Origin of the sequence: Syntrophotalea carbinolica DSM 2380 (genome assembly GCF_000012885.1) — a bacterium.
GTDB lineage: Bacteria > Desulfobacterota > Desulfuromonadia > Desulfuromonadales > Syntrophotaleaceae > Syntrophotalea > Syntrophotalea carbinolica.
The window spans coordinates 1,276,207-1,290,485 of sequence record NC_007498.2 but is presented as its reverse complement, the minus strand read 5'-3'; the positions used below and the strand labels follow the sequence as shown (position 1 = coordinate 1,290,485).

Here is a 14,279-nt window from a genome sequence, read left to right as displayed (position 1 = left end):
TATTTCGAAAAGAGCCATGGCCGGTAGACCAATCCTGCCGGATTATTGCCTGATCGTACGACTATCCGAAAAACGGTTGTGACCTTCGGAAAGCTCGATCGGGTTGCTGTTTAAAATATCTTTTTGAAATAAATGATATAGGTGGGTTTCCTAGAACCGTAGCCGAGGGCCATATCCGGAAACATTTTTAGGGAAGGTTGTCCGATAGGCCGAGGAAAACGACGATCCCCCGACCATCGGCACCAATTGCAGCACGAACGGTCTGTTGCGCTTTTTTTAATCGGGAGTCATAAGTAGCTCTTTCCGGGGAGGTCCTGCACCTGCTTGCCTTGCACATGTACCTGGCCAGGCTCTTTCTCTCTATCCACATAGGCCCACCACGTATGCCAGCTCCCCGGGTTTTGCATACTGACCTGTTCACCCATTTCGGGCGTAATGATCGGTATGCGCTGAATCTTCCCGAGAGCGGTTATCCTGTCAAAGGGATCGCGCCAGGAGTGCATGGACAAATCAAAAGTGCCGTTATGAATAGGAAGCAGTTTTTTACCTCGCAGATCGATATGAGCCCGGATGGTTTCTTCCGGATGCATATGAACCTCTGGCCAATTTGCATCGTAGGCACCTGTTTCCAACAAGGTCAGATCAAAGGGACCGTATTTTTCGCCGATTTTTTTGAAGCCATCGAAATAGCCTGAATCTCCGCTGAAAAACACGCGGCGGTCGCCGGCCATGATGACCCATGAAGCCCATTGAGTCCGATTCTTGTTGAATAGACCACGACCGGAAAAGTGTTGCGCAGGCGTAGCAACAAAACGGACACCGTCAACCTCAGTGCCCTGCCACCAATCCAGTTGCCTCACCTTGGATGCCGGCACCCCCCATCCCATAAGAATATCTCCCACCCCGAGCGGCGTCAGAAAATACTCTGCCTTTCCGGTCAGCTTCATGATTGAGTCATGATCCAGGTGATCGTAATGGTCGTGAGAGATGATGACCGCCTTGATCGGTGGCAGGTCTTCAATGCTTATCGGGGGATTGTGAAACCGTTGTGGCCCTGCCCACTGGATAGGAGAAGCGCGATCGGAGAACATGGGGTCGGTTATCCAGAAAGCGTCATGCAGCTTCATAAGAACAGTTGAGTGTCCAAGGCGATACACCGTATTGTTCGGGGCAGCCAACAACTGCTCTTTTGTCATTGCCTGCACAGGGATTTTTCCCGAGGGACGTGTATCCGCAGGTTTATTGAAAAAGAAATCCCACAGGATGCGAGCATGCTCCAGCCGTCCACCCTTTGTAACCTTTACGGGCTTTTTCAGATCCCTGTCCAGCGACAGAGATGATCGGGGGTGGGCGGAACCGCTACAGTTATTGAGCAGCGTGGATGCCATAAGGACAATAACTCCCGTTACCAGGATGTGGAATATGATTCGTTTCATTGCTTAACGTTTTGCCTGAAGTCAGCCATCCGGCAGGGCTGGCGATGGTTACCGTTTCCCAGCATTGATGGTCGATGTTGTTGCGGGCAAAATGGCCGCGAACAGATATTCCTTCAGGAAGCGGCTCCCCCGGCTATCCCGATACCGGAATTGCCCCATCCGCTGGGCGCCTGTCCCGACCTGGAGGCGGAATTTCCGGACCGTTTTTGCCCGATTTTCGCTTTTCCATCCCTGTCTTCTTTTAACCGGTAAATGCCGCCCGCAGAATCTGCAGCACCTCATCCTTGCCAAGAGAAGCCAGGATGCCCAGCTTGCCGTTTTCCACGGCTTTTCCGGCGATCACTGCCAGGTCTTCTTCCCTGACGCCGGCATCGCGCAGGTTCGCGGGCATCTTGATGGCGGCGTAGAATTCCACCAGCCGTGCGACGCCTTGTTCCGCGGCTTTGGCATCATCCTCCTCGCGGATGTCGAAGACGTTGCGGGCGAATCGTGCGAATATCGGCAGGTGTTCCGGCGCCGCGCTTATGGTATGGCGCATCCAGGCGGGGGTCAGCAGCGCCAGGGTCACGCCGTGGGTCATGTCGTACATGCTGGAGAGTTCGTGCCCCATGCCGTGCAGCGGAAAGGTGGGAGACGGCTTGCCGAGCAAAAACTGGAAGCCGGCCAACGCCATGGAACTGGCCCACATGATGTTGGCGCGGGCATCATAGTCCTGCGGATTGGCCAGGATTTTCACGGCATCCTCCAGCACCACCTTCATGACGCCCTCGTTCATGCGATCCTGAACCTTCGCGGCAACATCGTTGGTGAAATACTGCTCCATCAAATGGCAGAGGATATCCGCAGCCCCCGCCATGGAATGATATTCCGGCACGCTAAAGGTGTACTCAGGATCCAGGATGGAAAACCTGGGATTGAGCAGCGGGTGCATGACTACTTTTTTCTTGTGATCTTCGCCGACGGTAATGACCGCTCCCATGTCCATTTCGGAACCGGTCCCTGCCATGGTCAGAATCGTTGCCAGAGGAGCCGCATCATAAATCGGCGACAAGCCTGACTCATTGACAAACAGGTCGGTAGCCGGGCCGTCAAACTCCACTCCGGCAGCGATGGCTTTGCAGGCATCCAGGGTCGATCCGCCGCCCACAGCCAGAATAAAATCGCAGCCGTTTCTCCGAAACAGATCGATACCTTCCTCCACACTTTCGATGCGCGGGTTCGGCTGGATGCCGCTCAACTCCACACGAGCAAGATCGGCCTTGTCCAGCTGTTCGATAACCGCATCGTAGATGCCGTTTTTCTTGATACTGCCGCCGCCATAAGCCAGCAGCACTTTGGAACCGCCATAGGTTTTGATGGTTTCGCCGAGCACCTTGATCTGTCCCTTGCCGAAATAGGCCGTGGTCGGAATGCTGTAAATAAAATTGTCCATGTTGTTTCCTCCGGGAGTGACAGCAATTCTTCGTAAAGCGGATTGCCCTTGATGTGCTTCGATCATACGCAAAGTGCCTTCGGAACCGGTAGACCGATCCTATTGGATCATTGCCTGATCGTCCGAAAGAGTAATGAAAGGTGGTTGAGAGGAGTGGCGTAAGAAGACCGAAGACAAGGGGGAGCAAAAAAGATATATACGTCAACTAAAATACTGTCAAAACAGTATTTTAGTTGACGATGGCCCATATCTGCCATATATACTGCGTAAACAGTATTTTTATGGAGGACGGAATGCCCAAAACCATCAAGCCGATGCCAATGCCTGTGCAGAGCGGCCCCCTCGATGCCGAAACCTTGGGAGCGTTCGTTCGTGCCCGCCGGACACAGTCAGGACTGGGTATCCACGAGGCGGCAGCATTTTGCGGGGTCGCGGTCGATACTCTGAGCCGGATCGAAACGGCCAAAGGAGACGTCAAGCTTTCGAGCATCCTGACGGTCTGCCGTATGCTCGGTATGCGTCTCACCGTTGAGTCCTGGGAGGAGTGATGGCGGAGTCCCTATCCGTATGACGGGACCAATCGGTAGCCTTGGCCCGCCCAGTTCCGCGAGTTTGTCGCCGATAAGATCACGCCCTATAACCTGGTGGAATTCTGCGAAGCAACCCATCTGCCGCGGCGCCAGGTGGCGACAAGTCTGAAAAATTGCATCTCCAGATTTAAAAAACTGAATTCCGTAGATGCCCCCTCTGGATAACTGGCCAACGTATCGACGGAATCGAAAAGGAACCGGCGCAGGTACGGGAAGAAATGGCGACCGGCCTGAAGGAGTTTGGCTTATGAATGAATACCTTCCGGAAGCAACCTCCGACATTCTGATGTATCAAACCGAGGACGGGCAGACCAAAATCGATGTGCGTCTCGAGGATGGAACAGTCTGGTTGCCGCAAGCTGCTTTGGCGGAACTGTTCCAGGTGACCAAGCAGAATATCAGCCTGCATCTGAAGAATATTTTTGCCGAAGGCGAATTGAACGAGAAGGCAACTGTCAAGGAATACTTGACAGTTCAAATCGAAGGTAGACGACAAGTCAATCGAGACGTCAAACACTACAATCTCGATGCCATCATCGCGGTCGGCTACCGGGTGCGTTCACATCGCGGCACCCAGTTTCGGCGCTGGGCCACCGAGCGGCTAAAGGAATATCTGGTCAAAGGCTTCGTCATGGACGACGAGCGGTTGAAAAATATCGGCACCCCGTTCGGCGCCGATTATTTCGACGAACTGCTCGAACGCATCCGCGATATCCGCGCCTCCGAGAAACGCTTTTACCGCAAAATCACCGACATCTACGCCACCGCCGTGGATTACGATTCCCGGAGCGAACCGGCACAGACCTTTTTTCAAACCGTCCAGAACAAACTCCACTGGGCCGTTACCGGCCACACCGCCGCCGAACTGATTGCCGAGCGAGCCGATGCAAAGAAGCCGAACATGGGACTTACCAGCTGGAAAGGCGCCAAGGTGCGCAAGCCGGATGTGGCAGTCGCCAAGAATTATATGACCGCGGAAGAGCTGAACGGTCTCAACCGCATCGTTACCATGTATCTCGATTACGCCGAGGACCAGGCCAGACGCAAGCGTCCCATGAACATGGCCGACTGGGCCTCCAAACTGGATGCCTTTTTGAGTTTCAACGAGCGCGATGTGCTCGACCATGCCGGGCATGTGCGCGCCGAAGTGGCGAAGCAGCTTGCCCAGACAGAGTATGACAAGTTTCATGCACGCCGACTGGAGGAAGAGGCTCAAGAGGAGGATGCGTTTGAGCGGGTGGTGAAGAGGATTGAGAAGAAGGGGCATGGGGAATGAGGAAAATGGGGAAACGTTTCTGTTTTTGCCATAATCGATTTTTGAGCTGCATACACGTTTTGGGAGACAACTGCTATTTTGAACTAACACTGAAAAATAAGAGAAAAGCAAAATGTCCCAATTTTACCCCGAGTATCTCGTATGACTCACATTGAGCTTAATCGAAAATTCTGGGCAGTAAGTGACCAAGAGGATCCCGATCCGGATGCCCTCCGTTATCAGCATTTATGGTCGAGAGACTCTCAACCTGGATGGCCCGAACTTCTGAAACTACCACGAGTTGTCATCCTTGCGGAGGCCGGAACGGGGAAGACTGAAGAGTTCAGAGAAACAGCGCACCGGCTTCATGCCGAAGGGAAGGCTGCCTTTTTTTGTGCGATTGAAGAGTTAGCGGAGATAGGTATCGAAGAGGCCTTCGATGTTGGGACCTACTCTGAGTTCAGGGCTTGGCGCGACACCGACCAGTCCGGTTGGTTTTTTCTAGATTCCGTCGATGAAGCGCGGCTGGTCAGCCACGATCGTTTTAAACGAGCATTGAAGCGCATCGCGAGAGCTCTCAATGATGTGACCCATAGAGCATTTATATACATTTCGGGGCGGGGAAGTGATTGGGATGCAATCTCCGATCTGTCGTTGGTTGAGGAGTGGCTGCCTGTCCCCAAAGAAAAAATTTTTCAAAAAGAAAATGAAACGGAAGGCGATAAAACTCCTGTGTTGCCTGATAAGGACGAATCCACCGATACAGAATTAAAGATCAGTATATTCCGCCTCGCTCCGTTGACCTGGGAACAGATTCAATTATTTGCCTGCCATCGTGGTGTCCATGAACCTGCTCGCTTTATCGAGGCGATTGGGCGGGCGGATGCCGGCATCTTTGCCGAACGGCCACGGGATCTGATCGACCTTATCGCTTTCTGGCAAGAGTTTGGGGAAATTGCCTCGCTAGCCGAAATGACTGAATACAATATCGGCAAGAAACTGACCGAGACCAATCCGAAACATGACAAAAAGAGCCCCCTCTCACCCGATAAGGCTCGCGCAGGTGCCGAGAGCATCGCGGCGGCTCTGACCCTCTCACGCTGCAATTTTATTGCTCTGCCCGATCCCAAAGACCCCTCCATATTTTCACGCCATGCTCTCGATCCCAAAGAGGTTCTGGTGGATTGGACATCCGGCGACGTCGAGTCGTTGTTGCGTCGCGCCTTGTTTGACGAGGCGACCTATGGCCGAGCGAAGATACATCATCGCTCAGTGCGCGAATATCTTACGGCACAATGGCTTTACAACTTACTGCAACAAGGCAAGTCCCGACGCTGTATCGAACAGTTGCTTTTCGCTGAACGGTATGGCCTGAATGTCGTCGTACCGTCAATGAAGCCGATCGTTGCTTGGCTGGCGCTTTGGGATGAAAAAATATGCCAGCGACTATGCAACATTGCTCCGGAAATCCTGATCGGTTACGGAGACCCATCCAGACTCCCTATCCCAGTGCGGGAAAAATTGCTACGCCAATTTGCCGAGGTATGTGTCTCCAACCAATATTACGACGAATCTCTCGATCTGGCTGCGATAAGACGCTTGGCGGACACCCGACTCGCAGACACCATCATCGAACTTCTGAAGAAATATCAATCAAACGAAGAGGTTAGGCATCTCCTCCTGCGAACAATTTGGCAAGGGGAGATCAAGGAATGCGCAGAGATTGCCCTGAATCTTGCCCTCGATCTCTCAATGGATCGTTACACGCGACTCGGGGGAATTCGGGCAATCGGCGTCTGCGGAGCTAAAGAGCAGCAAGAGCGTCTTGTTTTGGCCATACTTGCCGATACGGAAAAAGGCGACGTCGACTTGATCAGCGCCGTATGTGAGCAATTTTTCCCTGAGTTGATCACCGTTGATGCGTTACTGGATACTCTCGCCAAAATACCCAAACCAAAGCGGTTTTCGACAAGTCCAATATCGTATGCACTGGAGCAAGCTATCGAGAAAGGCTCCGAAGAAACTCTTCTTCCTTTGCTGACCGGTCTTATTCGTTTGCTTGAACTTGAGCCATTTGTTGAAAATTTTCACTGCGATATTTCGAAGCGATATGCTTGGCTGTTACCTCATGCAGTTGAAATTGCTAATGGCTTTCTCAGGCATCCATCACTTTGCCTAAATGACGCCGTACTACGTGCCGCCGAACTTAATGCCCAATCGCGACATTATGATGAAGACTCAAAGGCAGATTTGCAATCTGCCATCGACAACATGCCAGATTTACGACACGTTTTTTTCTGGAGAGCAGTCCGACGGGTTAGAGATAATCGAAAAAAAAAGAACGAGCGGCTTGATGACTGGTGGTTTATTAAATTTGAACCGGCTCCATGGAAAGTGATGCCTGAAGATTTCACATATTTTCTCGCTCAAGCCGAATTGTTGCCGGACAAAGATGATCAGTTGGTTGCGTATTCCGTTGCATTATCCCTGTGGCACAATGCAGGGCGTGACAAATTGCATCTGGAAGAAATGAAAACCCTTGCCCGCCGTAACGTGGAGATGACGGCAAAGTTAGGTAGCTATCTTAACCCACCATCCTTGTCATCTGAAGAATTGGAATGCGATCGTCGGAGGAACGAGTGGAGACAGGAACAAAATAACAAAGAGCGAGAGCAGAAAAAAAACCGGCAAGCTTGGATACAAAGATTGCAATCCGATCCCCAACAAATATGTGATATTTCAGGTTCAACGATTGCCTCGAAATTTCCCGACCTTTATGACCTTGCAGCGAATATTCGCGAACAGAAGAATCAAGGAGGCTCCAAATGGGGGAGCGACCGATGGGAAACGCTGATCGAGGAATTTGGGCTTGAGGTCGCAGAAGCTGCACGTGATGGGTTGATGGCTTACTGGAGGCACTTCTGTCCGAAACTAAAGTCTGAGCAGGATGCTAATGGCATTCCTAATGATCTGATTGTCGGGATGGTTGGTTTAGCCATTGAGGCGAGGATGAAACCCGACTGGGCACGGTGTCTGTCCCATGAAGAAGCACTGTTGGCTGTTCGCTATGCCATTCATGAGATTAACGGTTTCCCTCCTTGGATCAAGGATTTGCTAGCCAGCCAGCCTCAAGCCATCGATGAAATATTGCAAAAAGAGTTTCTTTGGGAGTTCGGATTGAACGATGGAGAGCGCTCGACGCCGGTTCACCACATGCTGGCGCAACTTCGTTATTCCAGACTGAAGCCACTAAAAGATCGCTATGGACCTTACATCTTTCAACTGCTTCAAAACAAGGAGCCGAGGCGCGACCAGACCCTGGAGAACGCCCTGTCCATCGTTTTGCAAGGGGATGGATTGGATGGCCGTGCCTTAGCAGAGTTGGCACAACGGCGGCATATCGAGTCTGAGGATGAAAGTCGCTTATTAACCTGGCTAGTTGCGTGGTTGTGTGTCGACGCCGAGGGAGCACAGATTGCCTTACAACAATGGTTATCAAAAGAAAACGGCAAAGACAAGCGGCGGGAAAAGATGATCCGCTTTTGCGGTGCGATGGGCCATCATCATTTCAGTCGCTTTGGTAGTAATTACCGAGATTTTGAGCGAATTGAATCTCTGGAAAAGTTCGTGCCGCTGATCTATCAACATATCCGTATTGAAGATGACAATATTCATGATGGTGTTTTTACTCCGGATGCGCGTGACAATGCGGAGGATATGCGAGGCTATTTGTTGGGCAAAGTCTGTGATACGCCTGGACATCATGCATTTGAAACTTTACTGAATTTCTCCAAAATTCTGCCTCACAAACGTTCCCGCGAGAGGATGCTTGTCATAGCACTGCGCAGGGCCGCTGCGGATACCGAGCTCTCTCCCTGGGAGCCCTCCGACGTTGTCGCTTTTGCCGAGGATGGGGAAAAACGACCCGCCACTGCTGGCGAGCTATTTGATCTTGTTTGCATCCGTCTCGATGACATCAAATACGACCTTGAGGAAGGCGACACAAGCGTTGCCGCGACCTTGCAAAGAGTCGATCAGGAAACCGAATTGCGTATTTGGTTTTCAGATTCGCTCCGAAAAGCGGCACGCGGGAAATACAGCATTGCTCCAGAAGAAGAACTGGCCGATGCCAAGCGTCCCGACATTCGTGTGCATGCTCAGGAAATTGATGCGCCATGTGTCATTGAACTGAAAATTTCTGACAACTGGAGTTTCAATGAACACATCGAACGCCTACAAAGGCAACTCGTCGGCCAATATTTACGGGACGTACGCTCCCGTTATGGTGTTTTTTTGCTGGCCAGAAGGCGTCAGGCATACTGGGTCTCCGGGCGACGACTGACTTTCGAAGAACTGATCGCCAAGGTGCAGATTGAAGCGAATCGAATCAATCAGCGGCGACCTGATCTTGAGGCTATAAAGGTAATTGGTATAGATTTGGCGAAGCGTCGAGGTTAGACGCTGATTGTCAAGAGCAGTTGCAGAGTCGCGTCTACAGAATTTATCTTTTGAAATTTGTAGCCGCGACCCCTTTATATGCATATGCGCCTTGTTTATGCACCCCACCTCCCCCTGGCTACCCCCTCCCCGATCCGCAAACTGAAACCGTTTGCTTGATCCTGTCTGATTCTTGCCCGATCGTCTGAACCAACAGAAAATAGTTGTCTGCTCATTGCATGGTCGCGTAATCTTTATCCTGTAAAGAACACAGGGAAATAAAGGAATGCGATGAGAAAAGAAAACGGCAAAACCAGTGATGCGCTGGAATGCTTACTCCAGAGAATTGCCCGATTGACTGAACAGGGCGAGCTGCACACAACTGCCATCCCCGGCCTGTCGCTCTTCAGGCGGACTGAGCCAACCGAACCGGTCACAGGCATGTACCAGCCGAGTATCTGTCTGATTGCGCAGGGAGCCAAACGCGTGAAGTTGGGCGACGAAAGCTTGGTCTACGACGCCCAGCATTACCTCATCACCTCGGTGCACCTGCCGACGGTCGTGCAGATCACCGAAGCCAGTCCGGAAAAACCTTACCTGGGGCTGCGGCTGACCTTCGACCTGCGCGAGGTTTCCCAGCTCATGGCGGATAGCCAGCTTCCGCCGCCACGGACCCGGGAGTCGAGCCGCGGCATGGCGACCGGCGAGGTGACGCGGCCGCTGCTAAACGCTTTTCAGAGACTTATCGATCTGTTGAATGAGGATGAGGATATCCCGATCCTGGCACCGGTTATCCAAAGGGAGATCATCTACCGCCTGCTGGTGGGGGATCAGGGCGCACGGTTGCGCCAGATCGCGACGGCGGGGAGCCAGAGCCAGCAGATAGCCAGGGCGATCGAATGGTTAAAGGGCAACTTCACGCAACCCTTGCGCATCGACGATCTCGCCGAACAGGCAAGCATGAGCACCTCGACCTTTCATCATCACTTCCGTTCGATGACCGCTCTCAGTCCCTTGCAGTATCAAAAGCAACTCCGCTTACGGGAGGCCAGGCGTTTGATGCTCATGGAACGCCTGGATGCAGCTACTGCCGGCTTCCAGGTCGGCTACGAAAGTCCTTCCCAGTTCAGTCGGGAGTACAGTCGTCTGTTCGGTGCGCCACCATTGCGCGACATTACCAACCTTCGGCAGGTCGCAGGAGGGAAAAGAGGATAATGTCAACAAAACGGACGCGTCTACAGAATTCAATAAATGGCCTCTGTAGACGCGCCCCCTTTACATGCACCCGCCAACACATTTTGTTTCCCCCGACTTGGATCGTAAGTACGGCCCCCGCCAGAGTTCCGAATCAAAGAATCCAATAAAGTAACGGTAACGACACGAATGCCAGGGCCATCCCCAGGCTGACCAAGGCAGCAGCCAGTTCCGGCAGGATGCCCGCGGCAATGGCCAGGGCACCGGCGGTAACCATCGGCGGCATGCCCGCCTCAAACACGGCGATATCCGTCCCCAATCCGTTCAACCCCAACAGCCGGCATCCGAGCAGAGCGACCACCGGAGCAATGACCAACTTGACTGCCAGGCCGAAGCCTAACGGACGCAAAACCGTTGGGCTGAGCCTTATCCGCAACTGAAAACCTATCGCGGTCATCACCAGCGGGGTCAACATCCCCCCCAGGGTTTCCAGCCCCCTGATCAGGGCCTCCGGATAAGCCCAGGAACGCAGCGCCAATCCGACCAGCAGCGCCAGCGTCGGCGGGAAAAGGACAGCCCGTTTAATGACGTCGGTTATGTTCACCTTCCCCTTACAGCTATGCATCGCAAGTATGATGGATCCGAAAATGGCAAAGATGAGCATGGTTCCGATCTGGTCGTAAATGATCAAATAGGGAATACCCGAATCTCCGAAGAACGCGTTGACCATCGGTACCCCCATAAAAGAAGTGTTGCCGATCGGCACAACCAGAAGCAAGACGGCGATGGTTTCCCGTGACCATTGTAGACTTCTGCCGACGAGCAAAATCAGGGCGGCAGACAATATCAGCATCGCCCAGGGAACAACCGCAGGAACGATCATGTCCCCTGAAAAACTGAGGTGAGGTACCTTGAGAAGGATGACGGCTGGCAGCGCAACATACAGAGCAAACATATTCAGCACCTGCGGCGTTTGCTCCGGAAAGGCCTCAAGGTATCGAAACAGAACCCCAAGCCCGACAAAAACACCTATGAGAACAAAGTTTTCCATATACTATTCATCCTGAAGTAACGAGATAATCATAAAGCAAGCCCTATGGCCAAAATAGCTGCACGCAATTGAGCTGTAAACGTTGAATATGGTTCACCAGATGTGCAATTATGCACAACCAGAAACAAGGCCTACCATATATGGGGCCCAAATCGTTGAAGATCCGCTCCTCAAGGAGGGCGACATGGACCAAAACTGGAACGATATCCGTTTCTTCCTGGCTCTCAGCCGAACGACCTCATTCGTGTCTGCCGCAACCCAGCTAAAGGTGACGCACAGCACCGTATCGCGACGGATTTCAGCCCTGGAAACCGCTTTGCAAACGAAGCTTTTCGTGAGAACGGAAAAAGGGTGCCGCCTGACATCGGCGGGAGAACAGTTGCTCCCCCTTGCAGAAGAACTCGAAAAGGCGGCTCTGAAATTTCAGGAACATGTTCCCGACAGGGACAACCAGCTTTCGGGAACGATCCGGATTGCAACTCCGGATGGACTGGGTCATTGTTTTCTGGCATCGAGGATCAATGCGTTACAAAGCAAAAATCCCTTGTTGGAGATCGAACTGATAGCTGTGCCCATGTATTACAGTCTGTCCAAAAGGGAAGTGGACATTCTTATAACCGTAAAAAAGCCGACGGTGGACAGAATTATTGCGAGAAGAATAACCAACTACAGATTCGGGTTGTTTGCCTCCAGGGAATATCTTGAAGGCTTCCCCCCCATCCAAAAATTCGGTGACCTCGCAGAACACCGCTTTGTCGGATATATTGACGACCTTCTCTACGACCAGAAGTTGAGATTTCTGGAAGAATACTCTCCTGCGCTGAAAACTTCTTTTAGAAGTTCAACAATCATCGCCCAGATGAATGCCTTGAAAGCTGGTGCCGGTATCGGCGTTATCCCGTATTTCATGGCCCACACGGAGAGAGACCTGGTGCCGGTACTCCCGGAAAATTATCTCGAAAGGGAGTTTTGGCTTCAGGTTAACCCGGATTCGAAAAAACTTGCGCGGGTACGGGAAGCGATTGACTTCATAGTCGAACAAATGCTTTCCCAAAGCCACCTTTTCCTGTCGCTTCCCGAGGGGTAATGTCGTTCAGTTCTTAAATTTGACCCGGGCATGCTGACAAGACGATCCTGTTTGTGGAACTTTGCCTTATTTCTCTGCATGCCCTACCCCCCACTCGCACATGAGATCGAGGATAGGTTTAATGCTCCGTCCCTCATCGGTAAGCCAGTATTCCACCTTCGGCGGCACCTGGGGATAGACCTCGCGATGAACCAGCCCGTCCCGCTCCAGTTCGCGCAATTGCTGGGTCAACATCTTGCGGGTAGTGTTGGTGAAGTAACGCTGCAGTTCCGAAAAACGCATGGTCTGCTGCGCCAAATGGTAAAGAATGGCCGCTTTCCACTTGCCGCCAATGACCGCCAAAGTCACTTCGATGCCGCACTTGTACTCCTTGTCGCGAAAGACCAGCGTTTTCTTGACCTCAAGATTCGTCTGCATAGTTCCCCATCATCCCCTTGGTTACAAATTAGTGCCTATGTCCCATAAAAGTACGTTATTGATCGATATGAACGTACGTGTGATCTTAGCAAAAAGGGTATGGGCGGAACAACCCGAAGTTTTGCCCAAGTCAAAAGCATCTATTGCAAGGGAGAGAAACTATGCGCACCCTGTTCGACGAGACAAAGATCAATTCCATGATTCTCAAGAATCGCCTGGTTCGCAGTGCAACCTGGGAAAACATGGCCGACCAGAGCGGCCACATGACCGAGCCGCTGTTCAAGCTTTACAAAGAATTGGCCCTCGGCGGCGTCGGCCTGATTATAACCGGCTACGCTTTTCCGCTGGCTGAGGAGCAACCCAACCCCGGCATGATGGGCATTTACGACGACAGTTTCATCGAAGACTACCGACCCTTGACCGAAATGGTGCATAGCCACGGCAGCCGCATTGTCATGCAGATCGCCTACGGAGGCTCGCAAACCAATTATCGCCCTGAAGAACGAACCATCTGGGGCCCGTCGGAGGTTGCCGACCTGGCTTTCAAAGTGGAGCCCCGGGAAATGTCCCGGGAAGATATCCAAACCCTGAAAAAAGCCTATGGTGAAGCTGCGAATCGAGCCAAGGCTGCCGGTTTCGACGGCGTCCAGTTACACGCAGCCCACGGCTACCTGCTCAACCAGTTCCTGTGCCCCTACTACAACCGCCGCACCGATGAATACGGCGGATCGATCGAGAATCGGGCACGCATCGTTCTTGAAATCTATGACGAGGTTCGCGACCGGGTGGGCGCCAACTATCCGGTGCTGATCAAGCTCAACGCGGAGGATTTTACCGAAAACGGTGCAACTTTCGAGGATTGCCGCTACCTCTGCCGCGAACTGGCCGGGCGCGGCATCGATGCCATCGAAGTCAGTTGCGGCACTTTCGCCTCAGGCAAGCTCGGGCCCTGCCGGACTCGCATCGACGCACCCGAGAAGGAAGCATACAACGCCGGACATGCTGCGCAACTCGCCGAGGAACTGGACGTACCGATACTGGTGGTGGGCGGTATACGCTCTCCCGAGGTGATCGAAAAACTTTTGGAGACCAGCAAGATAGAGTACTTCTCTGTTTCGCGGCCGCTGTTGGCGGAACCGCAGCTTGCAAAACGCTGGCAGGACGGCGATCGTCGTTCAGCCCGCTGTATTTCATGCAACGGCTGCTTCCGCCCCAATCCGGCCGGCAATCTCTGTGTACTTAATTCGGAATCGGCGTGACAGAGACAGATCCGTGCTTTATACGCTCTTTTCAACTCATTCGTTTTGCACAGGGCGTTGCTTTCATTTTGCTATATGATGAAATCACCCTGCCCCATTACCTTCAATTTGTAAAACAGTA

10 protein-coding genes are annotated in these 14,279 nt (G+C 52.4%); 6 read left to right on the top strand and 4 right to left on the bottom strand.

What is annotated here, in order from left to right:
* Positions 1-287: 287 nt before the first annotated feature.
* Positions 288-1,436, bottom strand: a complete 1,149-nt coding sequence (locus PCAR_RS06300; protein WP_011340815.1) for an MBL fold metallo-hydrolase — start codon at positions 1,434-1,436, stop codon at positions 288-290.
* A 241-nt stretch (positions 1,437-1,677) separates the two neighbouring features.
* Positions 1,678-2,868: an iron-containing alcohol dehydrogenase gene (locus PCAR_RS06295; protein ID WP_011340814.1), complete on the bottom strand. Its 1,191-nt coding sequence runs from the start codon at positions 2,866-2,868 to the stop codon at positions 1,678-1,680.
* Positions 2,869-3,161: 293 nt separating this feature from the next.
* Between PCAR_RS06295 and PCAR_RS06290 the strand changes: the two genes are divergently transcribed.
* From PCAR_RS06290 to PCAR_RS06275, 4 genes are all read left to right on the top strand, one after another.
* Positions 3,162-3,416: a helix-turn-helix domain-containing protein gene (locus PCAR_RS06290; protein ID WP_011340813.1), complete on the top strand. Its 255-nt coding sequence runs from the start codon at positions 3,162-3,164 to the stop codon at positions 3,414-3,416.
* A 289-nt stretch (positions 3,417-3,705) separates the two neighbouring features.
* Complete coding sequence (locus tag PCAR_RS06285; RefSeq protein WP_011340812.1) at positions 3,706-4,734, top strand: virulence RhuM family protein; 1,029 nt, start codon at positions 3,706-3,708, stop codon at positions 4,732-4,734.
* A 141-nt stretch (positions 4,735-4,875) separates the two neighbouring features.
* Positions 4,876-9,171 carry a hypothetical protein gene (locus PCAR_RS06280; RefSeq protein WP_011340811.1) on the top strand — a complete coding sequence of 1,432 codons (4,296 nt, stop codon included), beginning with the start codon at positions 4,876-4,878 and terminating at the stop codon, positions 9,169-9,171.
* Between the two features lie 270 nt (positions 9,172-9,441).
* Positions 9,442-10,365 carry an AraC family transcriptional regulator gene (locus tag PCAR_RS06275; protein WP_011340810.1) on the top strand — a complete coding sequence of 308 codons (924 nt, stop codon included), beginning with the start codon at positions 9,442-9,444 and terminating at the stop codon, positions 10,363-10,365.
* A gap of 133 nt (positions 10,366-10,498) precedes the next feature.
* Here PCAR_RS06275 and PCAR_RS06270 read toward each other — a convergent pair whose 3' ends face one another.
* Positions 10,499-11,395 carry an AEC family transporter gene (locus PCAR_RS06270; protein ID WP_011340809.1) on the bottom strand — a complete coding sequence of 299 codons (897 nt, stop codon included), beginning with the start codon at positions 11,393-11,395 and terminating at the stop codon, positions 10,499-10,501.
* Between the two features lie 88 nt (positions 11,396-11,483).
* On the opposite strand from PCAR_RS06270, the gene PCAR_RS06265 reads away from it, so the two are divergent.
* Complete coding sequence (locus PCAR_RS06265; protein WP_081425014.1) at positions 11,484-12,482, top strand: LysR family transcriptional regulator; 999 nt, start codon at positions 11,484-11,486, stop codon at positions 12,480-12,482.
* 66 nt (positions 12,483-12,548) lie between these two features.
* Here PCAR_RS06265 and PCAR_RS06260 read toward each other — a convergent pair whose 3' ends face one another.
* Positions 12,549-12,899 carry a winged helix-turn-helix transcriptional regulator gene (locus PCAR_RS06260; RefSeq protein WP_011340807.1) on the bottom strand — a complete coding sequence of 117 codons (351 nt, stop codon included), beginning with the start codon at positions 12,897-12,899 and terminating at the stop codon, positions 12,549-12,551.
* Positions 12,900-13,060: 161 nt separating this feature from the next.
* Between PCAR_RS06260 and PCAR_RS06255 the strand changes: the two genes are divergently transcribed.
* Complete coding sequence (locus PCAR_RS06255; protein WP_011340806.1) at positions 13,061-14,158, top strand: NADH:flavin oxidoreductase; 1,098 nt, start codon at positions 13,061-13,063, stop codon at positions 14,156-14,158.
* Positions 14,159-14,279: the final 121 nt, after the last annotated feature.